General features: G+C 49.0%; 17 protein-coding genes and 1 pseudogene. 4 read left to right on the forward strand and 14 right to left on the reverse strand.

Going from position 1 to position 25,469, the window contains the following annotated elements; all coding sequences use genetic code 11:
- Positions 1 to 214 precede the first annotated feature (214 nt).
- Positions 215 to 3,733 (forward strand): AAA domain-containing protein, encoded by a 3,519-nt coding sequence (locus DYA43_RS10685; RefSeq protein ID WP_061056804.1) that lies wholly within the window; start codon positions 215 to 217, stop codon positions 3,731 to 3,733.
- A 284-nt stretch (positions 3,734 to 4,017) separates the two neighbouring features.
- Here DYA43_RS10685 and DYA43_RS10690 read toward each other — a convergent pair.
- The 3 genes and pseudogenes from DYA43_RS10690 to DYA43_RS10700 form a co-directional block, all read right to left on the reverse strand.
- Positions 4,018 to 5,123 (reverse strand): IS3 family transposase gene (locus tag DYA43_RS10690; protein ID WP_225869420.1). Its coding sequence is split into 2 segments (ribosomal slippage): positions 4,018 to 4,865 and positions 4,865 to 5,123, totalling 1,107 coding nucleotides; the frame shifts between segments, so codons are not numbered across the junction.
- 87 nt (positions 5,124 to 5,210) lie between these two features.
- A pseudogene (locus DYA43_RS23325) lies at positions 5,211 to 5,624 on the reverse strand (restriction endonuclease); the annotation flags it as partial.
- 31 nt (positions 5,625 to 5,655) lie between these two features.
- Positions 5,656 to 6,546 carry a LysR substrate-binding domain-containing protein gene (locus DYA43_RS10700; protein WP_020328140.1) on the reverse strand — a complete coding sequence of 297 codons (891 nt, stop codon included), beginning with the start codon at positions 6,544 to 6,546 and terminating at the stop codon, positions 5,656 to 5,658.
- Between the two features lie 185 nt (positions 6,547 to 6,731).
- Here DYA43_RS10700 and DYA43_RS10705 point away from each other — a divergent pair, with 185 nt between their 5' ends.
- Together DYA43_RS10705 and DYA43_RS10710 are read left to right on the forward strand one after the other, a co-directional pair.
- Positions 6,732 to 7,994 carry a D-amino acid dehydrogenase gene (locus DYA43_RS10705; protein WP_024374641.1) on the forward strand — a complete coding sequence of 421 codons (1,263 nt, stop codon included), beginning with the start codon at positions 6,732 to 6,734 and terminating at the stop codon, positions 7,992 to 7,994.
- Positions 7,995 to 8,344: 350 nt separating this feature from the next.
- Positions 8,345 to 9,892 carry an alanine/glycine:cation symporter family protein gene (locus DYA43_RS10710; protein WP_061056807.1) on the forward strand — a complete coding sequence of 516 codons (1,548 nt, stop codon included), beginning with the start codon at positions 8,345 to 8,347 and terminating at the stop codon, positions 9,890 to 9,892.
- Between the two features lie 93 nt (positions 9,893 to 9,985).
- On the opposite strand, the gene DYA43_RS10715 is transcribed toward DYA43_RS10710, so the two are convergent.
- From DYA43_RS10715 to guaB, 8 genes are all read right to left on the reverse strand, one after another.
- On the reverse strand, positions 9,986 to 10,894 hold the full coding sequence (locus DYA43_RS10715; protein ID WP_047457677.1) for a LysR family transcriptional regulator: 909 nt from the start codon (positions 10,892 to 10,894) through the stop codon (positions 9,986 to 9,988).
- 53 nt (positions 10,895 to 10,947) lie between these two features.
- The gene (locus tag DYA43_RS10720; protein WP_061056808.1) at positions 10,948 to 12,147 is read right to left on the reverse strand and encodes a M20 aminoacylase family protein; all 1,200 of its coding nucleotides are present in this window, start codon (positions 12,145 to 12,147) and stop codon (positions 10,948 to 10,950) included.
- 18 nt (positions 12,148 to 12,165) lie between these two features.
- Positions 12,166 to 13,482, reverse strand: a complete 1,317-nt coding sequence (locus DYA43_RS10725) for an MFS transporter (RefSeq protein WP_061056809.1) — start codon at positions 13,480 to 13,482, stop codon at positions 12,166 to 12,168.
- Positions 13,483 to 13,841: 359 nt separating this feature from the next.
- Entirely contained in the window at positions 13,842 to 14,786 is a 945-nt protein-coding gene (locus tag DYA43_RS10730) for a bile acid:sodium symporter family protein (protein WP_020328146.1), read from the reverse strand.
- Between the two features lie 164 nt (positions 14,787 to 14,950).
- The gene (locus tag DYA43_RS10735; RefSeq protein WP_020328148.1) at positions 14,951 to 15,544 is read right to left on the reverse strand and encodes an acetate uptake transporter; all 594 of its coding nucleotides are present in this window, start codon (positions 15,542 to 15,544) and stop codon (positions 14,951 to 14,953) included.
- 222 nt (positions 15,545 to 15,766) lie between these two features.
- A complete protein-coding gene (locus DYA43_RS10740) occupies positions 15,767 to 17,437 on the reverse strand; it encodes a chitinase (protein WP_061056810.1) in 1,671 nt (556 codons plus the stop codon).
- A gap of 243 nt (positions 17,438 to 17,680) precedes the next feature.
- The gene (gene guaA, locus DYA43_RS10745) at positions 17,681 to 19,234 is read right to left on the reverse strand and encodes a glutamine-hydrolyzing GMP synthase (protein WP_020328150.1); all 1,554 of its coding nucleotides are present in this window, start codon (positions 19,232 to 19,234) and stop codon (positions 17,681 to 17,683) included.
- 126 nt (positions 19,235 to 19,360) lie between these two features.
- Positions 19,361 to 20,824 (reverse strand): IMP dehydrogenase, encoded by a 1,464-nt coding sequence (gene guaB, locus DYA43_RS10750; protein WP_020328151.1) that lies wholly within the window; start codon positions 20,822 to 20,824, stop codon positions 19,361 to 19,363.
- A gap of 214 nt (positions 20,825 to 21,038) precedes the next feature.
- Here guaB and xseA point away from each other — a divergent pair, with 214 nt between their 5' ends.
- Positions 21,039 to 22,376 (forward strand): exodeoxyribonuclease VII large subunit, encoded by a 1,338-nt coding sequence (xseA, locus tag DYA43_RS10755; protein ID WP_172465297.1) that lies wholly within the window; start codon positions 21,039 to 21,041, stop codon positions 22,374 to 22,376.
- Here xseA and DYA43_RS10760 read toward each other — a convergent pair whose 3' ends face one another.
- The 3 genes from DYA43_RS10760 to der all read right to left on the reverse strand — a co-directional run bounded on the left by DYA43_RS10760 (position 22,377) and on the right by der (position 25,344).
- Positions 22,377 to 22,595 (reverse strand): zinc ribbon domain-containing protein, encoded by a 219-nt coding sequence (locus DYA43_RS10760; protein ID WP_020328153.1) that lies wholly within the window; start codon positions 22,593 to 22,595, stop codon positions 22,377 to 22,379.
- A gap of 302 nt (positions 22,596 to 22,897) precedes the next feature.
- Positions 22,898 to 23,782, reverse strand: a complete 885-nt coding sequence (locus DYA43_RS10765) for a hypothetical protein (protein WP_061056812.1) — start codon at positions 23,780 to 23,782, stop codon at positions 22,898 to 22,900.
- Between the two features lie 74 nt (positions 23,783 to 23,856).
- Complete coding sequence (gene der, locus DYA43_RS10770) at positions 23,857 to 25,344, reverse strand: ribosome biogenesis GTPase Der (protein WP_061056813.1); 1,488 nt, start codon at positions 25,342 to 25,344, stop codon at positions 23,857 to 23,859.
- Positions 25,345 to 25,469 lie beyond the last annotated feature (125 nt).

Raw genomic sequence — 25,469 nt, forward strand, 5'->3', positions numbered from 1 at the left:
GATTGGTGAATTGTAAACCTCCCCTAAATTAGTTACACCCATAATTAGAGGTTTCGGCTTGTTCATGCTTCATCAAAGAGTTCACCGCCTACTCAGTTTTATTCACACATTACTTCCATCAAATAATCGACCAAAGTTCCACTAAAAACGTCCTGTATGCAATAGAATACTGTTTTTAAATCACACATTTAAAGCAAAGTTTCCAAGGTGAGGTATGAATAATCAGGGCTGGGTTCACTATTGGCGTAATTCGCTTGCCGATGCCGACAGCGCAAAAGGTGCATTAAAAAAGCAAGATCTGACGAATTATGAGCGGACGACAACTAACGAATTCAAAGAAGGTAAGCTAGAACCGGATTCTCCCTTGCTAGAAGATCTGTTTCGCAATGAACCAGATACTCTCACCGCCGTACAAATTCATCTTCGCCCAGTCACCTATTATCTTAGGAAGGTACATGGCAAAGATTACAGCGGTAATATGCCAGGGGTACTGACGCCGATTATCTGCTCTTTGTGGGTCAATCGTGAAGGGCGAATGTTTCCCCACACCACGCCATTCATACCTCGTGATTTACTTGCTCCTCAAGGGACAGACACCTTTACTATCGCTGACGTCGATAAACTCGATAAATTCCTGACAGTGCACGAAATAACAGCCCAATCGGCTGAAGGTATTCCAGCCAAATTCGAACGAGAAGAACAGTATCTGAACCATCAAAAAGATTGGCAAAACTATTACGGGCTCACCCAAAAACTGTTTGCCGACTACTGCGATAGATCCCGAATCGAGCAGTTCTACGAAGACATTGAAAGTCGTGGTTTAGTCAACAAAATCAGCGAGTGTTTAGGGGCCTCAAGACATATTTTAAAACTGTACGATAACCTCTGTAATTCAAGCACAGACTTGCCTCTGCTTGATAGTTACGCGGCAAAAACAGTAACCAACCACGATGAGTGTCTTGATGTATCTCAGACAGTGAATCTGCGTTTTGGTCACTCAAATCGTCAATTCCCGTTAGCTAAAGCGCAATGCGATGCTTTGGCACACACCTTAGCCCTGCAGGAAGGCGATATTCTTGCGGTCAATGGCCCTCCAGGCACGGGTAAAACAACGTTCGTTCTATCTGTAGTCGCATCATTGTGGATTGAATCGGCGCTAAAAGAGAGTCAGCCACCGCTCATCATTGCAGCATCGACGAATAACCAAGCCGTAACCAACATCATTGATGCTTTTGGTAAAGACTTCGATGAGGGCGACGATGAGCTATCAGGCCGATGGTTACCCGACATTTTTAGCTACGGAGGCTACCTGCCATCAGCCTATGGTGAATCGGAAGCTGCCAAACGCTACCAAACTAAGCATTTCTATGAAAAAGTCGAACAATTGGATTTTCTCGATCAAGCCCAAGCGCATTATTTGGATAGAGCAAAACAGGCGTTTCCACAACAGAATTTTGCTGATGTAACGCAAGTTAAAATATATCTCCTTGTCGAATTACGCCGACATCAAACCCAGTTAGATCAAATCCAAAGCAATTGGCATCACTACAACCGCCAACTGAATGACATCCATTCACGCCTTGGGGACAATCCACAACAAACATTGGCAGATCAACAACAAGCGGTTTCTAGTGCGCAAGCATTGAAAGATAACGCCAAAGAACGGTTAACTGCATGGCGAACCTACCTAGGCAACGAATCTACATGGTTAACTCTGTTTAGGTGGCTATCGCCAATCAAGAACAAACTTGAACTTCAGCGCAAAAATTTCATGTTCAGCCTTATTGAGCACGATGAAGAACACATTGAAAATCTGTCATCAGATCGATTTGAGAGCCTACTCAAGCAAGTATTTTCTAGCAAAAAAGATGATTTTGACGATCAAAATAACCGATATCAATCTTGGTTAGAGCAGTATCAAAAGTTTGAGCAATCACAGCAAAATTGGCTTGATTCTATTAATCACCTTACTGAGAACGCTCCAGAACAAACCATTCCACAACTGGCCGACATCGATTCGGTTTTGGATATCACTACCCGTTTTCGAATGTTCCGCTTAGCTGTCCATTACTGGGAAGCATGCTGGTTACTGAGTTGCAGAGATATGGGCCAAGAACTGAACAAGCAGGCCCGGAAAACAGGCTTGAAAACAGTTCGTCCTCGTTGGCAGCGGCGGATGATGCTCACCCCTTGTATTGTATCAACGTTCCATTCTCTGCCTTCTCATATGACTTATCAGTCTCACGTTGGGAATAATGAGTTTGAAACAGACTATCTGCTTAATGAAATAGACCTTTTGATCATTGATGAAGCTGGCCAAGTGGCCCCAGAAGTTGCCGCAGCCTCATTCGCACTCGCCAAAAAAGCCTTGGTGATCGGTGATATTTACCAAATCCCGCCGATTAGAAATGTGAGCTCATCGATTGATCGAGGTAATTTAAAACAGCATAAAGTGATCAAATCAGATGATGAATACACAGCCATTCAAGAGGCTGGCCGAAGTGTCGTGACTGGCAGTGCGATGCATGTAGCCCAACAAGCAAGCCGTTTTCATTATATGCAAGAAGCGGAACCTGGCATGTTTTTGCAAGAACACCGACGCTGTTATGATGAATTAATCTCGTACTGCAATGAGCTTTGCTATCAGGGCATCCTGATCCCCAAGAGAGGACAAGCAACCGAAGATAGCCTCTACTCTCCTTTCAGTCATTTACACGTCGATGGTATCGCGGAGTCATTTAGCGGAAGCCGACGCAATAAACTAGAAGCAGAAACTATCGCTGCATGGCTACATGCTAATAAAGCTAAAATAGAGAATTACTACGGAGAACCACTGGCCAAATGTGTGGGTATCATTACGCCATTTTCAGCTCAAGTGAACCAGATCACAACCGCGTGTCATGCCTACGAGATCAAAGTAGGTAAAGGGAAAGATCAACTCACCGTTGGCACCGTTCATTCCCTTCAAGGTGCTGAGCGCAAAATCATCATTTTTTCTCAGGTGTATACTAGACACAACGATGGCGGGTTTATCGACATGGATCCTTCAATGCTTAACGTAGCTGTCTCGCGAGCTAAAGATGCATTCTTGGTCTTTGGTGATTTGGACATAATTGAAGCGGCTCCATCATCTTCTCCACGAGGATTACTGGCCAAGTATCTCTTCACTGACGAGCGGAATGAGCTTGAGTTTAGTGTTGGTCAGCGTCCCGATTTATTACAAATATGCGGCCATCCAAAATTGCTCACCAATGCCGAGGAGCACGATGCGTTCTTGTCTAAACTGTTGGGGGAAGTAAAACGAAGCATCGATATCGTCTCGCCTTGGTTATTGCTAGACAAACTGCAATCAACTGGGCAACTAGAACTACTAAAAACGGCACTGCACAAAGGTGTTCAAATCACCATACACACCGACAGACATTTCAATACCACGGTCGCAAATCACCCAGATACCAATAAGGTAAAAGCGTTTCAACATTGTTGTGCGACCTTGGAACAACTTGGTATCGTTATCAACGTGATAAATGGTGTCCATAGCAAAAGCGTTTTTGCTGATGATCGGTATATGGCGGTGGGGTCATTTAATTGGTTTAGTGCAAGCAGAAGCGCAAAATATGCCAATATCGAAACATCATTGATTTATGTCGGTGAGTTAGAGAAGGAGATTAAAACCCAACTCGACTTCCTCAATAGTCGCAGCTGCAGCACAAACAAGCAGCCCGTGACGTAGACACAAAGCGTCACACTCGTTTATAACAAGTGGTTTAGTACTAAGATAAAATCCGAATCTGACATAAACATTACATATCATACAGTTAAGTAGGCAATTCAGATAACACTGGCCCAAACGTTTGGAAAGGGCCAACTCGAAAGAGTTGGCCCTTTTTGTATTTACATCTTTCTGCTCCAAGTACAATTTGAACTTGAGTACGACAAACCTCGTATTGCATCTGAACATTGAGCTGATCTGACCTGCCCCCGAGAACTAATCCAAAATTTCATTAGTAATGCTTGTTAAATTACCACTGTTTCGTGCCGTTCTGTTGTCGCTGCAAACTCAGAAGGAGTTAAGTAACCCAGTGCTGAGTGGGGGCGATTTTCATTGTAATCCATTCGCCAGAGGCTGATTAGGTCACGAGCATGACTCAAATCCCTAAACCAGTGCTCGTTTAAACATTCATCTCTGAACTTACCATTAAAACTTTCAATATAAGCATTTTGTGTCGGTTTTCCTGCCTGGATTAATTTTAAAATCACACCATGCTGATAAGCCCATTGGTGGAGCGCTTTCCCTGTAAATTCTGGGCCTTGATCCGTTCGTATCGATGCTGGATAACCGCGAAACGCAGCGATAGACTCCAGCGTGATCACGATTTCATCTCCCGAGATCCCCGTAGCAACAGGAATATCTAGGCACTCCTTTGTGTAATCATCCACAATCGTCAGGCATTTAATTCGTCTGCCGTTACTGAGCGCATCCATCACAAAGTCCATAGACCAAGTGTGATTTGGTACTGAAGGAAGCAAGAGAGGCTCTCGCTCAACACACTGTGATTTTCTACGTCTCCGTTTGCTGATGACCGTTAAGCCTAATTCGCAGTACAAGCGATAAACTCGCTTATGGTTAACATCAAAACCTTCTCGCCTCAGAAGGCGATGGATCCGACGATAACCGAATCGACGTCGTTCCAATGCCAGCTCTTTTATACGAGCCAGAAGCTTATCATCCTCGCGATTAGCTTGAGGTTGATATCGCAGTGACGCGCGTTGAATACCGACGAGTAGACAGGCTCTGCGTTCTGAAAGCAGGGTGCTTTTCTGAATGACTTTAACAGCCTTGCGCTTGTCCTCGACGGTCAGTACTTTTGGCTAAGAGCGATTTTAAGTGCTTCTGCATCCAGCAGTGTCTCAGCCAGCAGCTTTTTGAGCCGAGCGTTCTCGTCTTCCAGTGCCTTAAGGCGACGGGCTTCAGAGACATCCAGTCCTGCGTATTTTTTGCGCCATGTGTAAAACGTCGCATCCGATATCCCATGCTTGCGGCAAAGCTCTCTGGCGGGGATACCTGCTTCCGCTTCCTTTAAAATGGCAATGATTTGTTGTTCATTGAATCGCTTTTTCATGTTCATCATCTCCTTGGTTGGATGAACATTACTAAGTGTAGACTGGACTAGATTAAGGGGAGCAGGCCAGATCGGGTCCAAACACTCTCAGCAATCACAGGTATACCGACACTTCGGAAAGGCTGTGCAGCCGTAAAACGATTGCTCTGTATTCTGGCCTTTTTTCGCGATACGCACGACCAGTTCAAAGTGACAATTAGGACATAAGTTAGGGGAAAGTTGGGGGTGAGCTTCAATCACCGGCTTTTGCATCAAGCTACGCCCTTCTTCAATCATGTGAACCAATTCGCCCCCGTTGACCAGCCACAACCGTTTACCTTGAGCAGACGTGAGCGCTTCGGCTGTAACATCACTAGAGGTCACGATGATCATTTTACTGGCTTGATGTTCAATCATCACGCCATACATTTCTCGCAACGCTTGAACCCGAACCTCACACGCTTTCCAATCCTTACACTAAACAAGGCGTAGTTAGCCGTCTTTGGTGAGCCAAGTATCGACCACCGTCTATCCTTCCCGCCATCATTCCTTTTCAGCGGCCTTCAATCTGCGCTTTCAGCCAATCGCGGAAGATGCGGGTGGTGTCGTTGGCGGTGTGGGTGATGAGAAAATAACCGGCGTTGGCCGCAATGGGTGTAAAAGGCGTGACCAGTTTGCCACTGTCGAGTTCATTGGTGATGAGCGCCATGCGCGCCATGGCAATACCCACGCCCGCTTCGGCGGCAGACATCGCCATGTCGGTTCGGTTGAAGAAATGGCCGCGCTGGGTCGCGAGTTCCAATCCCATCTCGGATGCCCAGTACAACCATTCGAAATCGCGCGGCGCTTTGGCCCACGGCATCGCATCGTGCAGCAGCACCACATCCTGCCAACCGGCGGCATGACTTAACTGTGGGTGCGCCGCCAGATAAGCCGGGCTCATCACCGGCAGCAACGATTCTTCCATCAACATTTCTGCATTTTGTTTGGGGTATGGCAGCGGGCCGTAGTCGATCGCAAGATCGAAATCTCGGCGGTCACTGTCCACCAGCGCGCCTTCGGCAAACATCTGAATCTGAATATCCGGGTTGTGACGATAAAAGTCATCCAGGCGCGGTACTAACCATTTAAAGGCCAGCGACGGCGTCAGTTTGAGGCGAATCTCTTTGCGGTTGTCACGTTGGCTAAGGCTTTGTATTGCAGAATCAATTTCCTGAAAGCTGCGCTGCAACACCGTGAGCAGCGTCTGCCCTGCTTCAGTTAAACGCACACCTCGCGAATGTCGTTCAAACAGGCTAAAACCTAGCTGCCCTTCCAATTGCAACAATTGCTGGCTGATCGCCCCCGTGGTGAGGTGCAGCGCTTTCGCTGCACTGCTGAAACTCGGGTGCTGTGCGACCAGCATAAAGGTATGTAATGCGGAGACATTGTGGCTTTTTAACATGACTTGCTTAACATCGCTTGCTTTTAGAAAAACTAAACACTGGTGATAAATATTATCGATTGTTAAGAAAAGGTAAAGCAAAGAAACTAGCCACCAACAAACAGAGGTCGCCGTTTTGATGTCGCGACTTCATAAAACAGTCAGTCGCTCTAAGCAATCAACAGCCTTTGTAATAGGAAGTCGTTATGGAAGTTATCGTATTAGGTAGTGGTGTGGTCGGCCTCACTTCAGCATGGTACTTGTCTCAGGCAGGACACAGCGTCACGGTCGTCGACCGACAACCGCGCAGCGCTGAAGAAACCAGTTTCGCGAACGCCGGACAGATCTCTTACGGCTACTCTTCCCCATGGGCGGCGCCGGGCATTCCGCAAAAAGCGGTCAAATGGCTGTTTGAAAAACACGCGCCCCTGAAAATTAAACCGTCACTGGATCCAAAACTGCTGGGTTGGATGACGCAAATGCTGGCGAACTGCCAATTGTCGCGCTACCAGGTCAACAAAGCGCGCATGCTGGCGATTGCCAACCACAGCCGCGCCTGTCTGACCCAACTGAACAAAGAGCACAATGTGCAATATCAGGGCCGTCAGCAAGGGACGCTGCAAGTGTTCCGTGATGAAAAACAGCTGGTCTCAATTGAAAAAGACATGCGTTTGCTGGAAGAAAGCGGCGTGCGTTTTGAACTGATGAATGTCGACTCGTGTATCGCGCAAGAGCCGGGCCTGGCCCCAGTGAAAGACAAACTGGTGGGCGGCCTGTACCTGCCGGATGATGAAACGGGCGACTGCTACCTGTTCTGTCAGCAAATGACGGAACTGGCGAAAGCTCACGGTGTGCGTTTTGAGTTCGATACTCAAATCAAATCGCTGGCGACGGAAGGCAAAAAGATCGTCGGTGTCCAAACCGATAAAGGTCTGCTGAAAGCGGATGCGTACGTGGTTGCGTTAGGCAGCTTCTCAACCGCGATGCTGAAACCGCTGGGCATTGATATTCCGGTTTACCCAGTGAAAGGTTATTCACTGACCGTGCCTATCGTGAATCCAGAACTGTCGCCACAATCAACCGTCATGGATGAAACGTACAAAGTGGCGCTGACCCGTTTTGATGACCGTATTCGTGTGGCGGGCACCGCAGAACTGGCGGGCTTTGACCCATCGATTCCGACCGCACGTAAAGAGACGATTGAAATGGTGGTGCGCGATCTGTTCCCGCAAGGTGGCGATTTCGACCAAGCGCAATTCTGGACCGGCTTCCGCCCAATGACGCCAGATGGCACGCCAATCATCGGTGCGACGCAGTTCGATAACCTGTTCACCAACACCGGTCACGGTACACTGGGTTGGACAATGGCTTGTGGTTCTGCGCATCTGCTGGCGGATATCATGACCCGCGGCAAAGCCGAGATCGACACTCGTGGCCTGAACGTGTTCCGCTACCAAAACGCGTCTTAAATCCCACTCATATCTCCGTCATCCGGTGCTTATTCACGCGCCGGATGGCGGCTATTTTTTAGCCAGAACAATCATCTACTCTTTTCCTGCCTTTCAGCACAGCACTTTATAACGAATAGTTATTCATCCCTAGACGTATTGTTTCCGTACGATCGCATGTAAAAAACAAACCGCTCACTAATTAATCAAATGCTAATAAAGTCGCCGTTTTTTAACATTCATTCAGGATTTTGTGTTCCATATCACGCTCCTTAGCATTAGCAGATAAATCAATTAACATTTGAGTTACAAAAAGATTAATATGTTGAACGCAAAACAAACACAACCATCTTTAAACAGGGAAAATACTCATGCAGTCATTTGTTGATTTTCTGAATGGAATTATCTGGAGCCCGGTGCTGATTTATCTTTGCCTTGGCGCTGGTTTGTTTTATTCCATTCTGACCCGTTTCGTTCAGGTCCGTCATTTCTTTGAAATGTGGCGTTTGCTGCTATCTGGCAAAAGCTCATCGAAAGGCATTTCATCGTTCCAAGCGCTGGCAGTATCACTGTCTGGCCGTGTTGGTACAGGTAACATCGCTGGCGTAGCAGCAGCGATCGGTTTTGGTGGTCCTGGTGCTATCTTCTGGATGTGGGTTGTTGCCTTCTTCGGCGCAGCAACAGCATACGCAGAATCAACTTTGGCTCAGATCTACAAAGAAGAAGACGAAGGCGAATTCCGCGGCGGTCCGGCTTACTACATCGAAAAAGCGATGGGTCAGAAATGGTACGCATGGATCTTTGCTATCGCGACCATCTTCGCGTGTGGCGTGCTGCTGCCTGGCGTTCAGTCAAACAGCATCGGTAACGCGGTAGAATCTGCATTCGGCTCAGGCCCAATGATTGAAACGGCTATCGGTACTTACAGTTTCGCAAAAATCTTTACTGGTACGGTTGTTTCTATCCTACTGGGTTTCATCATCTTCGGTGGTGTAAAACGTATCGCTAACTTCACGCAAATCGTTGTGCCATTCATGGCGCTGGCTTACGTGATCACTGCATTCGTTATCATTCTGCTGAACATCGGCGAAGTGCCACGCATCTTCGGCATGATCCTGGGTGACGCATTCACGCCTATGGCGGGTCTTGGCGCAGCCATCGGCTGGGGTGTAAAACGTGGTGTTTACTCCAACGAAGCGGGTCAAGGTACTGGTCCTCACGCAGCGGCAGCAGCCAGCGTAGAGCACCCAGCACAGCAAGGTCTGGTTCAGTCTTTCTCTATTTACATCGATACTCTGCTGGTGTGTTCAGCAACAGCGTTCATGATTCTGATCACTGGTGCGTACAACGTACACGGCGGCGCAGAAGGTGCCTTCCTGGTACAAAACCTGGCGGCGGACATCAGTGCGAATGGCCCGGTATTTACTCAGGTTGCGATTGAAAGCGCGCTACCAGGTGTGGGTAAACCATTCGTTGCATTCGCGCTGTTCTTCTTCGCGTTTACCACGATTCTGGCTTACTACTACATTGCAGAAACCAACATCGCCTACATTCGTCGTACCTTCAAAATCGACGGTCTGGTGTTCATCCTGAAACTGGCCATCATGGCAGCGGTATTCTACGGTACTGTAAAAACAGCGAACCTTGCCTGGGCAATGGGTGACGTGGGTGTTGGTCTGATGGCATGGCTGAACATCGTCGGCATTCTGATCATCTTCTTTATGGCAAAACCAACCATGGCAGCGCTGAAAGATTATGAAGATCAGCAAAAGCAAGGTGTTGAAGAGTACGTATTCAACCCAGTGAAGTTGGGCATCAAGAACGCCACTTACTGGGAAGAGAAATACAAGCGCAAAACGGGCAAAGCACCGAGCGCTGAAGTTGAAGGCACACAAGCCGTTGAGCAACCTTCAACCTAATTAATAATAAAAAAGCAGTGGATTACACAAAGCAAAAGGGCCGGCTTACGCTGGCCCTTTTTTTATTCGCATGGCCTTGCCACCCGACCGTCGCTATTGAAACTCCGGATAGATATCGCGCATGTCCTGCAGTATTCGCTCAAACAGCTCCATCGCGCTTTGTGTCATGATATCGCGCTTAGGCCGCACAACAGAGATCACGCTGTCGGGAATGTTGTCCAGAAGGGGGACGACCGCAAATTCGTTCTTAATGTAATCCAGTTCCAGCGACTCCGTCGAAAACAGCGCCGCCAAATCCGCCGTCTGAATCAGCGAGCGGGCCAATGTCATCGACGTGCATTCACGGATCCTCGACGGAATCGGTAAACCGTTCACCGCAAACAACTGATAGTGGTATGTGTTAGGGTCATCCGGCGCATCCAGCGTCACCCACTCACTTTGATGCAGAGCACGCAGTGAACGCGTATTGCACAGCGGATGCGATTTGCGCGTGACGACAACATTGGGAATGCGGCAGATAGCCTGCCAGTCAAGCGCACTGTCAATCACTGGGATCTGCGACGTAATGGCGAAATCGACCCCACCCTGACGAATCTGTTCCAGCAACGGAGCTGGTCTTAATTCGACAATTCTCAGGGTCACTTCCGGATGACGACGCATGAACTCGTTGAGGCTGGTCGTCAGCGATTTGATCAACGAGGCAATCGGCGTTACGCCCACCGTAACCAGACAACTGGAAATACCACGCATGGTATCGATGTCCTGTTTGGCACGCCGCGCGGTTTCATTCATCATTCGCGCGTAACCCAATAACCGTTCACCGTACGGCGTGAGGGTTAAACCGCTGGCACTGCGTTCAAACAGCGCAACACCGTACTGCTGTTCCAGTTCTTTGATGGCTTTGCTGAGAGCAGGCTGAGTCAGATGCAACTGCTCGGCTGCCGTTTTCAGGCTTCCTGCCTGACTGACGGCCAAAAAGGCTTTGATTTGATGTAGTTTCATGTCGCTATATATACCTTTTCGCGTGCCGCTCGCAAAGCCACAGTGCACTAATTTTAGCTTTTAGCTAAGTAATTGCTCACTAACTGAACCCAACATGCCGCGCCAATCGTCACTAAGCGATCATTGAAGTCGTATCCCGGGTTATGCACCGAGCAGCCGTGCCATTCGCCCAAGCCGTTCGCCAATGTGAAATAACACCCTGGTCGCTGTTGGAGCATCCAGGCAAAATCTTCACTGCCAGTGATCGGCTGAGTATCTTCCCCTGCCACATTCTCTTCCCCCAGCACGGCTTGTACGGCCTTGCGCGCCCAGCGCGTCTCTGCCGCAGCGTTGAAAATCGACGGAACCTGACGCAGATATTCGACCTCGCCCTGAATGCCAAATGCACGGCACTGTCCCGCCACGATCTCGCGAATTCGCCGCTCAATCAAATCCTGATTCTGCTGGCTAAAGTTGCGTACCGATAAGGTCATCATCGCATCATTGGGAATCACATTCGGTGTAGTTCCGGCCTGGATCTGGCCAATGCTGACAATGCTCTGATCGCTCGGAGAGATGTTGCGCGACACAATGCTCTGTAAACCGAGAATGATATGACCAATGGCGATCGTCACATCAGCAGAGAGATGCGGCAAAGCCGCATGCCCGCCTTTGCCCGTCAGGCGAATGGTGACTTTGTCCGACGAAGCGCTGAAAATTCCGCTGCGTACGTCGGCCAGCCCCACTTCTTTGCCCGGCATATTGTGCAGCGCAAAAATCGCATCGCACGGGAAACGCTCAAACAGACCGTCATCAATCATGGCCTGAGCGCCGGAAAGGCCTTCTTCATCAGGCTGAAAGATCAGATTCACGGTGCCATCAAACGGTTTATGCTGCGCCAGATAGTGCGCCGCAGCAAGCAAAATAGCCGTGTGACCATCGTGCCCGCAGGCATGCATGCGCCCATCAATAGTACTGGCATAAGGTAAACCGGTATTTTCCTGAATTGGCAGCGCATCCATATCCGCACGAATACCGATGGAACGCTCCGAACTGCCATGCTTAATTACGCCAACCACGCCGTGTCCGCCGACCTGAGTATGTGTTTCATACCCCCACTCTTGCAGTAACTTGGCGACGAGTTGCGCGGTATTCGGTACCTCAGAACCCAGCTCCGGATGGGCATGAATGGAATGGCGCGTCTGAATAAACTGCTCACAACTTTGGACAAAGTCAGCGTTATTAAGCAGTGAAGAAGCAGGTATAGTCATCATTAATTCCTTATCAAGCGATCAGTGTTGTTGCGGTGCACGGGTTGGAAAACGCCAGATGGCCAGGGAGCTGACGGCGACGGCTACCATCAGATAGAATGCCGGCGCCATTTTGTTGCCGCTCCATTCAATCAGGCTGGCCACCAGCAGCGGCGTGAAACCGCCAAACACCGTCACTCCAAATCCGTAAATCATCGAAATGCCGCTGGCACGATATTGCTGAGCAAAAGCTTCCATGATCAGTACCAGTAGCGAGGCATTGGAGAGCGCAAACAAGGCAATCAGAGCACCGATAATGAAGAGCGCTTTGACAAGCGATGCTTCGCCGCCAAGCAGAGTGAATGCAGGATAGATACAGACGAATGCGCTCAGCATACCAATCAGCGGCAGCACTTTGCGGCTTCCGAGCCCATCCGCCCATTTCCCCATAATCGGCATTAACACCATCAGCATAAAACCCGCCAGCACCGCGACAGCAAAAGCCGTCGTGGGGGCATATCCCAACTCTTTAATCAGGTAAGTAGGCATGTAAAATACTTCGATATACATCGATGCGGTTGCGCCCCAGATCATCAGCATGCCGATCAGTACGGTGCGCCCTTGTTTCGACAGCACGGTTTTAAACGGCGTCTCTTCGACAGCGGTCTGTGCTTGGTGCGGTTCATCCAGATGGCGGCGGATATACCAGCCAACGGGGCCAATTAACAAACCAAGTACGAACGGAATATGCCACCCCCAGCTATGCACTTGATCCGGAGTGAGTAAGCCATTGATCGCAAAACCGATCATTGCGCCCACCAGCGCCGCGGCGCCTTGGCTCGCCAGTTGCCAGCTCACCATATAGCAGCGACGCTTATAGTTATCCGATTCCATCAGAGCAGCCGATGCCGCGCCGATTTCGCCACCAGCTGAGAGCCCCTGCAACAAACGGCCAACCACCAGCATCACCGTGGCGGCAATACCGATGCTTTCGTAAGTCGGCGTTAACGCGATCATGCCTGTACCAATGGTCATCAGCGCGATGGTCAGAGTCAGCGCCGCCTTGCGGCCATGTTTATCGGCATAGTTACCAATCAATACCGCGCCAAGCGGACGCATGACAAAACCGACACCGAATGTTGCCAACGACAGCAACAATCCGGCAGCCGAACCTCCGACATTGAAAAACAGTTCGCCGATAATGACGGCAAAAAAACTGTAGACCGTGAAATCGTACATCTCGAGCCCATTGCCCAGTGAAATGGCGACAATCGCTTTGCGTGAACTCAGCGGCTTCACAGGAGCGGTGGAGACGGACGTCAGGTCTTGGCTCACTGAGCCAGAAAGTGTGCTGCTCATGGTTTCCCTTCCTTACAATGATCGCGATTCATTCGCTATCGACTGATTAGATAATAGCCATTGCCATTCAATCACTAAGAAACCAAAAGTAATCCACAAAACTTTAGGTTAAGTTTCCAACTCGACGATTTGCCCAAGCATTCAGCAACGTGCGCCGTTTATGTGCAGCTAGCTAGAAAGTAAGCCTAAAAGAGAAGAGCATAGAGGAAAGCAATAGTGCAAGAGCCTAGAAACCCCCGATGTCGTGAGCCCTTGGGAATGATTCGAATCGGCAAACTAAAAGCTATAGGCTTAAAAAAAGAGAAACAAAAAAGGAGACATACGTCTCCTTTTACATAGCTCGCCAAAGTTGGACCGGGTTATTGAGTGACTTCAGCCTTGATGGCTGTCCCACCTTTTAACGGACGCTTCGCCCAGTAACCTGCTAACAGAGAGCCCGACAAATTATGCCAGATGGAGAAAATCGTCCCGGCAACGGCCGAAGCCGGAGTGAAAAACTTCATCGCCAACGCGGTCGCTAAGCCTGAGTTTTGCAAACCCACTTCAAAGGCCACCGTACGACAAATGCTTTCGTTAAAGCCCAGTGCACGACAGATCCAGTAACCGGAAGCAAGACCAATACTGTTATGCAGAATGACCGCCAGCGCTACGATAGGCCCAATCGTCGCCAGTTGGCTCGCATTAAGTGCTACTACAATCGCAATGATCATGACAATCGCAACCATGGAGATCAGCGGCAAAACAGGCTCCAGCTTCTCAGTCACCGAATGCAGCAACACATTACACAGCAAGCCAATACTCACAGGCACAAGCACGATCTTAACCAAACTCATCAACATGCTCATCGCTGGCACATCGACACTTTGTCCAGCGAGCAACTTCACCAACAGAGGCGTCAGTACCACACCCAATAATGTTGAAATGGATGTCATGGTGATCGACAGTGCAACGTCCCCTTTCGCCAGATAGCACATTACGTTAGAAGAGGTGCCGCCCGCGACACTGCCCACCAGCACCATGCCGATCGTCAGCATTGGATCGAAGCCGAGTAATAAACTCACCAAGAGCGCAGCCAGCGGCATCACGGAAAACTGCAGAATCAGGCCGATACCAATCGCTTTTTTATTGGTAACGACATTGAGAAAATCTTTGGGTTTGAGCGTCAGCCCCATCGCCAACATGATAATGGTCAGCAGCGGTACGATCTGACTTTTCAAATCGACAAAAACGGAAGGGAAAAAGTAAGCGCAGAGTGAAAACAGCACTGCCCAGAGAGGAAAGAGTTGAGTGATTGTCCTTAACATGGTTATACATTCCTGTTGTGTATTGCTTTGTTATAGTGTTTTAAATATCACCAACTAAGCTAACTCAGCTCTTCACATCGAAACAACCAGATTTTTATTAAGGGCTTAACTTCAGACAATAAAAAAGGCCGGCACATGGCCAGCCTTCTTTGCGATGCGTTAAATTACGCAGCGATTTCCTGTGCAGCAGGAACGGCTTTTTTCTTCTCGCCGATTGGCAGAATAACGCGACCGTATTCGTTGTTCAGAACTTGAGCCATTGCGAAGTACACTGCGCTCGCGCCACAGAAGATACCTTCGAAACCAGCAATCATGCCAATGAACTCGCTACCAGTGAAGTCACGGATAGCCAGCAGAGCGAACAGGATAGTCAGAGAACCGAATACCACCTGTTTTGCTACTGGGTAGCACAGCGAACCGATGAACATGAAGCCTGTGAAGATGCCCCACAACGCAAGGTACCAACCCATGAATGGAGCCGGGCTAGCAGGCAGACCCATTTTTGGCATCACGATCAGACCAACCAGAGTCAGCCAAAACAGACCGTAAGAAGTGAACGCTGTCGTACCGAAAGTATCACCACGTTTAAAGCACATGATGCCTACAATCACTTGGCTCAGACCACCGTAGAAAATACCCATAGCAAGAATCATCGAATCAAGCGGGAAGAAACCTGCGTTGTGGATATTCAGCAGAATTGTCGTCATACCGAAACCCATTAGACCGAGTGGTGCTGGGTTGGCTAATTTAGTAGACATTCAAGTTACCTTAAAATTAAAAAATGTTGATAAAAAATACGCGCGGATTTTAATAACCCCTATACAAAAAGATAGAACTCAAAAATGAAAACTTAGTTCCCATAAATAACACAAAAACAATTACTCACGATAGATAACGCCAATCAACTGATAAATAATAACTTTTAAAAAACAAAAAGGCCTTTCGTTGCAGAAAGGCCATTGAAGAAAGAAAAATATTTTTTACTGGCAGGAAATTTCGTCCCAGAACCAGTTGGATTGCACTGGCGTTTCCCACACTCCCGGGCCGTTTTTCGCAATGAAGCAGCGCCCGTTGTAAGTCACTTTATCGCCGTTAGCGACCTGAGAGACTCCCGGTTGCCACTCGAGAAAACTGCCTGTATCAGGTACAAGATCCGGAGTGGGTTGTGGCTCGGGAGTTGGCGCAGGTTCCGGCGTTGGTTCTGGTGTCGGTTGTGTTCCACTGACTAATAACCAAGGCCCTCCATTGGCGGGATCGTCTCCTTGAGTCCACCATTTTGCTTCATAAGTTGCCCCATTCCACACCACTTGATCACCAGCGTTATAAACCGCATTTTTATCCCACACATTGCTGCCCGGATCGGTTCCCGGGTCAGAAGGTTCAAGTTTCTCAACCACACGTACCTGAGGCCAGTTGGCGTGTGAACCATAGAAGTTAGTAACACATTTCTCGTAATCGCTTTCAACCAACGCGGAATAAGCGGTCTGAAAGCCCACCAGTTCACACTCAAACGAATAACCGCCAGGGCGATCCGGATAGTACTTCCAGTTGCCATCCCAGTTGGTATACAGCACGTCAGTCGCGCCGTTAAGGTTGAGGCTGCCATACGGCGTTTGTTGCCAGCAGGTGTTTTTCTCATCAGGTTGCTGTGGAATTTGATAATGTTCGGCGAGCCCTTCCCAGTAGCGAATACGGTTGACGGGCTGGCCTTTGTCTTTATTCTGCTCACCACATTCAATCCCCCCATTGATCACATTGATTGTTGTGCCAAAACCGTAGCCAATACCTGCATCAATTTCTCGTTGCGATGGTACCCAGGTACGATCAATCACGTGCAACATCGCAGGTTTTGGTGCCTGAGGCGTGAGGAAAAACCAGATAGCCGACGCCAGGTTCAGCCACGAATCAGCCACCAGCCCCGGGTTATTCAACAGCACCGTCGCATCGCCATCGAACATGGCTTCGGAGAAAGCTCCATAGTTGAAGTGATAAGAGAGCTGCTTCGCGCCACGGCCAAAATAGCCCTGTCCGGCGGCACATGGCCAACGGGCATTTTGCCAGTCGTTCTGTCCGCATCCGGTGGTATAGCCCTCCTGCCCCTCTGACCAGCCCATTTCACGCACATGCACCAACGCCTGCTGCCACTCTTCCAGTGCCAGCGGGTTATCCGATACATTATCTTTGGCGATATGGCCTCCGGTTTCTTGAGAGAAATGGGCGAACGCCGTCACAATCGACTTCTTACAGATGGCGTCAGCATCACGTCCATCTGTGTAGTCTCCACAAAAGGCAGGAAACTTACCAATCGCGCGCAGAAAACGTGTGTAGGTATATTCCGGTGCCGCCATATGTGTCAGATAATCCCATTCACTTTGCGGAAACATGCGCTCAACCCGTTGTACGTTACCCGGGTTGCTCGCCAAACCGGGTTCAATGGCTTCAACGACGCTATTGGGCTGAGTCTGTAAAGCTTTGGCCCAAATGGCGTACATCGGGTTTGCCGTTTTAGCCTGCTCTGCGGCGTTCAACTCTACCCGCGACACTAAGTAGCCATTGGGGTTATTGGGATCGGGTTCTATCGTCATCGACGCCTGACCACAGGCTGTAAAAAGACACCCTGCGATCAGGGTCAGTTTGCTTGGCGTTAACATGTTACGCTTCCTTCCAGATTGCACATCACAAGCAAGAGCGTAAGTATCCGTAGTGGGATTGAATAGCAGAAGTCGGTCAGAAAATATGGTTTTGCGAGTCACTTCGTCAACCAAACGATGCGTTACTGATGCTTGGCAAATTAACTGCTAACTGCGCTAAAAAGTTCGGCTTTAGATAGACATAAAAAAGCCCCGGAATACATCCGGGGCTTTTTATTAAGTTGGCTTGCTATCGCACAGGGATTATTCCCACTCGATAGTTGCTGGCGGCTTACCAGAAATATCGTAAACCACGCGAGAAATGCCGTTCACTTCGTTGATGATGCGGTTAGACACTTTACCCAAGAAATCGTAAGGCAGGTGTGCCCAATGCGCAGTCATGAAGTCGATGGTTTCTACTGCACGCAGAGAAACAACCCAATCGTACTTACGGCCATCGCCCATTACGCCCACAGAGCGTACTGGCAGGAATACAGTGAATGCTTGAGACACTTTGTCGTACAGGTCGGCAGCGTGAAGCTCTTCAATGAAGATAGCGTCTGCGCGACGTAGCAGGTCACAGTATTCTTTCTTGATTTCACCAAGAACACGAACGCCCAGACCAGGACCCGGGAATGGGTGACGGTAAAGCATGTTGTACGGCAGACCGAGCTCTAGGCCAATCTTACGGACTTCGTCTTTAAACAGCTCGCGCAGTGGCTCAACCAGACCCATTTCCATGTCTTCTGGCAGACCGCCCACGTTGTGATGCGATTTAATCACGTGCGCTTTACCGGTTTTCGATGCTGCAGACTCAATAACGTCTGGGTAAATCGTACCCTGAGCCAGCCATTTCGCGTTTTTCAGCTTCTTCGATTCTTCATCGAATACATCGACGAAGACGTGGCCGATAGTTTTACGTTTATCTTCTGGATCAGACTTGCCTTTCAGCGCATCAAGGAAGCGATCTTCTGCGTCAACTTTGATGATGTTCAGACCGAATTTATCGCCGAACATGTCCATCACTTGCTGACCTTCATTCAGGCGTAGCAGACCGTTATCAACGAACACACAAGTCAGCTTGTCACCGATTGCACGGTGAACCAGCATAGCTACAACTGAAGAGTCCACACCGCCAGATAGGCCAAGGATCACTTCATCGTCGCCTACTTGCTCTTTAATACGAGCGACTGCATCTTCGATGATCGATTCCGACGTCCACAGACGCTCACAACCACAAACGCCAAGAACGAAGTTCTCCAGCATCTCTTTACCGTGTTTGGTGTGAGTAACTTCTGGGTGGAACTGTACGCCGAAGTATTTCTTCTCTTCGTTCGCCATCGCAGCATAAGGACAAGTGTCCGTCTCACCGACTTTCACGAAGTCTGCTGGGATCTCAACCACTTTGTCACCGTGGCTCATCCAAACGTCTTGCAGTGCATCTAGATCTTTGAACAGAGATGATTCACCAGAAACTTTAACCTGCGCATAACCGAATTCGCGCTCGTCTGAACCCGCAACTTTACCGCCCAGTTGTTCCGCCATGGTTTGCATGCCGTAACATACGCCCAGTACTGGTACGCCAGAGTCAAAAACGTATTGTGGTGCACGAGGTGAGTTCAGTTCAGTAACGCTTTCAGGGCCACCAGACAAGATGATGCCATCTGGATTGAATTCACGAATATCCGCTTCTTCGACATCCCAGCTCCACAGTTCACAGTAAACACCGATTTCACGTACACGGCGTGCTACCAGCTGAGTGTACTGAGAACCGAAGTCCAGGATCAGAATACGTTGGTCATGAATGTTTTTAGTCATTTTGAGCAGTCTTATAAGCTAGGTTATTAAAACGGAGGCGAGTGTACTCGCCTCTTATTAATGCTTCAAGGAAAAAGCAAACGTTTACGTTGTTTTCTCGTCAGAGAAAAATCGACGCTACGTTGATTAACCCAAACGATAGTTTGGTGCTTCTTTCGTGATTTGAACGTCGTGTACGTGAGACTCTGCCATACCAGCGCCAGAGATACGTACAAATTCTGCTTTAGTACGCATATCTTCAATCGTCGCTGAACCGGTCAGACCCATGCTTGAACGTAAACCACCCATCTGTTGATGAACGATCTCTTTCAGACGACCTTTATATGCGATACGGCCTTCGATACCTTCAGGAACCAACTTGTCCGCTGCGTTATCAGATTGGAAGTAGCGATCAGAAGAACCTTGAGACATCGCGCCCAGAGAACCCATACCACGGTATGCTTTGTACGAACGACCGTTGTACAGAATCACTTCGCCAGGTGCTTCTTCAGTACCCGCAAACATTGAGCCAACCATCACGCAAGATGCACCTGCGGCAATCGCTTTACAAATATCGCCAGAGAAACGGATACCGCCGTCAGCAATCACTGGAATACCGTATTGATTCGCTACTTCAGCAGCATCAGAAATCGCGGTAATTTGCGGTACACCAACACCAGTCACGATGCGAGTCGTACAGATAGAGCCAGGGCCGATACCCACTTTAACAGCACTGACACCCGCTTCGATCAGTGCTTTAGCACCTGCGCCAGTTGCGACGTTGCCGCCGATGATATCGAGATCTGGGTACGCTGCGCGTGTTTCGCGAATACGGTTTAGTACACCTTCAGAGTGACCGTGTGAAGAGTCAATAAGTAGAACGTCAACGCCAGCTTCAACCAGAGCAGCAACACGCGCTTCGTTACCTGCGCCAGCACCAACCGCAGCACCTACACGTAGGCGGCCACGCGCATCTTTACATGCATTTGGTTTACGTTCAGCTTTGTGGAAGTCTTTCGCAGTGATCATACCGGTCAGTTGGAACTCATCATTCACAACCAGTACTTTCTCAACACGCGCTTCGTGCATTTTTTCTTGAACTTCAGCGCGAGTTGCGCCTTCTTTTACCTCAGCCAGACGCTCTTTCGGAGTCATCACTGCTGAAACTTTCTTAGATAGGTCTGTTACAAAACGAACATCACGACCAGTGATGATACCCACCAGTTCGTTGCTTTCCGTTACCACTGGGAAGCCAGCAAAGCCATGCTTTTCAGTCAGGGCAATCACATCAGCAATGGTTGCATCCGGGCTAACAGTGACAGGGTCGGTAACTACGCCAGCTTCGAATTTCTTCACCTGACGAACTTCGGCAGCTTGCTGCTCGATAGACATGTTCTTGTGGATAAAGCCAATGCCACCTTCCTGAGCCAGAGCGATAGCCAGACGGGCTTCCGTCACGGTATCCATCGACGCAGAGATCATTGGGATGTTCAGTTGGATGTTTTTCGTCAGCTGAGTGCGAAGATCAGCGGTATTTGGGAGAACGGTGGAGTGTGCTGGCACCAGTAGGACGTCATCGAATGTCAGCGCTTCTTTGGCAATTCTTAGCATTTGCAATATCTCACAATATAAGGAGTAAAAAGAACAATCCAAGCCTCATCGTTTCGCATAATGAGTGCAGGCGTGCTGCATTTGGATTAGATATTGCGGACGGATTATACGCCCAGAGCAATCGCTTGACCACTCATTTTTTTATTTTTTATTTGCAATTACCCCCTTGATATGTATTATATTGCCGCTAATTTCCATACTCACGTCTGAGCAAATTAGCGAGCCTTCTTTGACCAATCCAAACATCTATACCGTTTCCCGTCTCAATGCTGAAGTCCGGTTATTACTGGAAAATGAAATGGGCATTGTGTGGTTGCTTGGTGAGATCTCAAACTTCTCCGCTCCTGTCTCTGGTCACTGGTACCTGACCCTCAAAGATTCCCGCGCACAAGTTAAATGTGCGATGTTCAAAGGCAGTAACCGTTTGGTTCGCTTTAAGCCGCAAAATGGTCAGCAAGTGTTGGTTAAAGCGCGCTTATCGCTGTATGAGCCGCGTGGTGATTACCAAATCATCATTGAAAGCATGCAGCCAGAGGGAGATGGTCGCCTGCAGCAGGAATTTGATCAGCTGAAGATGCAACTGGCCGCAGAAGGTCTGTTTGCCCAGACGTTGAAAAAGCCGCTACCAGAGCATCCACGTTGCGTCGGCATTATTACCTCTAAAACCGGCGCTGCCCTGCACGATATTCTGCAAGTACTCAAACGCCGCGATCCCAGCTTGCCAATCATTATTTATCCTACTCTGGTTCAGGGTGAAGACGCCGCGATTCAGATCGCCCAAGCGATTGGACGCGCCAACGCACGTGAAGAGTGTGATGTGTTGATCGTCGGCCGCGGCGGAGGTTCTTTAGAAGATCTGTGGTGCTTTAACCATGAGATTGTCGCGCGCACTATTGCAGCCAGTCAGATCCCGATCATCAGTGCCGTCGGGCACGAAATCGATGTTACCATTGCCGACTTTGTGGCTGATGTACGCGCACCGACGCCTTCAGCGGCGGCTGAACTCGTTAGTCGTGACAACAGTCATAAAAAGCAGGCGTTTCAGGGCTATGAGCACAAGCTCGCCAGTGCGATGCGCCACTATTTCGCCGAGCAAAAAGTCAGCCTCAAGCAACTGCAATACCGTTTAGATAAACAGCACCCCATGTATCGCCTGCAGCGCCAGCAGCAACAACTTGATGAGCTGAGCATGCGCCTGGAGCGCGCGGTACAGAAACAGCTCAATGGCACTCGCCAGCATCTGGCTAAGCAGCAACATCGCCTGCAACTGCTGTCTCCAGAGAAGACGTTGCGTGAACAACGATATACATTAGCTCTGCGCGAGCGCAATCTGATTGACGCGATGCAGCGTCAGTTGGTGATGTCCCGACATCGTTTTACCCGCCTTATCGACAAACTCGATACGGTAAGTCCTCTGGCCACCCTTTCTCGAGGTTATTCGATCACTCAAACCGCACAAGGCAAGATTGTTCGACAAGCGACGGATGTGAAAACGGGCGATCAACTGATCACCCGTTTAGCAGATGGCGACGTTCACTCGACCGTAAATTGATTACTGCTTTTCAAATTCAAAGCGCACACGCGATTTGGATTTCAGTTCATTGCAACTGTTACAAAAATAATTAGCCGCGCCGCATGCCTGCAGCTTTTCCAACTCTGCACCACAATCCGGACAATAACCGATTTTCTTGTAGTGATCTTCGCAATGGGTGCAGTGATACTGGCCATCCCATTCCAGCTCTTGTTGACAGGCCGGACATAGATTACTCATAACGTCTCTCCATTGTTGCGCTCAGTTCATGGTCTGTGATCTGCCCATTTCTTGCTTTGATCTTTATCACAGCGCGTTCATTCCGGTCTTCTTTATGGCTCCGGTGCTGCTATCATTTTCTTAGAATGATCAATACCGGATCATCTGCTTTATACATCCTGTTCAGCGATCTACCCTCAAAAGAACATTTATATAACCACACACCGAAAGCATAAGTTACATATCCTGTTTTTGAATTTTAAACAGATTTAAAATCCAAATAGACATTAAAAAACCCAAACACAAAGAATTTAATAAAAGGATCATTCTTCCGATAACGGGGTTACTTGAGTGTGCATTTCAATGTGTTGCTCATCGACCACTTTGAGCATCACTGTGATGCTTTGGTAATTAGCTAAACTCATTGCATGCGTTCCGCCACAAGGGATACGCGCGACCGCTCCCTCCTGTAAATCACACTCCCAATAACGGGAATCCGTCAAAGCGTCAGCCTCTCTGGAAAGGGTAATGTCTGCTCTTAATTGAAGCCAATGCCTTAACTGAAGGTTCACCTGCTCCTCAATCTTCGACAGGTCTCTCAGCATATCCTCACTGTTTAAACCCCTTTTACGGAGTGTTTTACCAAGTCGGTAGGTATCAACACAGCGATCTTCTGCCACGAAGCTGGTGACCTGTGCGTAACTATTAAAATCACAGTGACCGTGCGGGTCTTTGCGATCCGCATCCTTGCGCCAATAACCGCCTGCCAAGACTTTATTCAGGGCCAGATACGCCAAATGCCCCGCACTGTGACCACGGCTGAGACTTTGTTGGTAAGTCTGATTCACCGCCAGCATTACCGTTTCGCCAGGAAGCACAGCGGTCGAATCAGCCTCGATAACATGAACCACCACAAAGACCCATCCAGGCGCATCACGTTTAACAGGGATCTGCTGCCCAACCTCTAAGCGGCCGGTTTCCAACTCAATAGCACCGACCTGGCAATCTAGCACCTCAAATTCCCCCTTGGAGGAGGTCAACGTTCCTTTATCCGCCGGATGATCGGGCCAAATATGACTGACCGGATGAAATGGCGTGCTGTGTGTGACCACACACAATGTATTGTTTAGCGGCTGAACCCGCTGTACCTGACTGGAGAGCGTCCATACGGACTGAGTGAAAGTGACGATCGTTGGCGTGTAACACATAAACAATTCTCAAACAGAGTGAATTTCGTGGGCACAGAATAGCAAAAAGCCCGGGCTAAACCCGGGCTTTGTTGTTATTTTCTGCGATCTTTTACCATGCTCATCAGGCGTTTACGCTTACGTTCCTGAGACAGTGTCATCTTATTGGTTTTACCCTCAAATGGGTTTTCACTGTTCTGGAACTGAATACGAATCGGCGTACCCATGATGTCTAATGACTTACGGTAGTAGTTCATCAGATAACGTTTGTAAGAATCCGGCAGTTCATTCACCTGGTTACCGTGAATCACGATAATTGGCGGGTTGTAACCACCAGCGTGCGCGTATTTCAGCTTCACGCGGCGACCACGTACCAATGGTGGCTGGTGATCGTCCGTCGCCATTTTCATGATACGAGTCAGTACCGAGGTGCCCACACGTGTTGTTGCAGAGCGGTAAGCTTCCTGAACCGATTCGAACAAGTGACCAACACCCGTACCGTGCAATGCTGAGATAAAGTGAATACGAGCGAAGTCGACAAAGCCCAAACGACGGTCCAGCTCTTTCTTCACACGCTCTTTAACGTCTGTATCCAGACCATCCCACTTGTTCACCGCAATCACGATTGAACGGCCCGCATTCAGAGCAAAGCCCAGCAGGCTCAGATCCTGATCAGAGATGTTTTCACGCGCATCGACAACCAGCAGCACCACGTTCGCATCTTCAACGGCTTTCAGGGTTTTAACCACTGAGAACTTTTCAACGGTTTCGTTGATACGCTTACGACGACGAACACCTGCCGTGTCAATCAGCACGTATTCACGCTCATCACGCTTCATCGGAATGTAGATAGAGTCACGCGTGGTTCCCGGCATATCGTAAACCACCACACGCTCTTCACCCAGAATACGGTTAGTCAGCGTCGATTTACCTACGTTCGGGCGACCGATAATCGCCAGCTTGATCGGTTGATCCTGCAGACGCTTGTACGCTTCTTCCGCTTCTTCTTCGGTGTAATCGAGCTTCTCTTCTTCTTCAGAATCGATGAAGTCGGTCAGATCTTCCAGTGCCGCTTCTTCCTGCTGCATTTGTTCTGCAAGCGGATTCAGAGCGCGGTCAATCAGAGCACCGACACCACGGCCATGAGCAGCGGCGATCTGGAACATTTGATCAACGCCGAGCTGCCAGAATTCTGCACTTGCCGCTTCTGCGTCGATACCATCGACTTTATTCACGACCAGAATGGTATTCTTCTCGATACGGCGTAGGTGGTCAGCGATCGCTTCATCCGCAACCGTCAGGCCAGCGCGGCCATCCACCATAAACAGCACCACATCTGCTTCATCAATCGCCGCCAGCGATTGTGCAGCCATTTTGGTTTCCACACCTTCTTCACTGCCATCAATACCGCCGGTATCAATAACGATAAACTGATGTTCGCCAAGTTTTGCTTGGCCATATTTGCGGTCGCGGGTCAAACCAGGGAAGTCCGCTACCAGTGCATCTCGTGTGCGGGTGAGTCGGTTAAATAGCGTCGATTTACCTACGTTAGGACGCCCAACAAGAGCAACTACAGGTATCATAACAACCTCTACAATGATTCTTTTCTTATGTAGTTATAGGTAAACACTCTTTCACAAGCGCTAAATTTTTACCTATAACCACAAAGGTTCTCTAAAATAGTTTCGCAGTTTGGCGGGCGATCCTG

Origin of the sequence: Vibrio fluvialis (assembly GCF_900460245.1) — a bacterium.
Lineage (GTDB): Bacteria > Pseudomonadota > Gammaproteobacteria > Enterobacterales > Vibrionaceae > Vibrio > Vibrio fluvialis.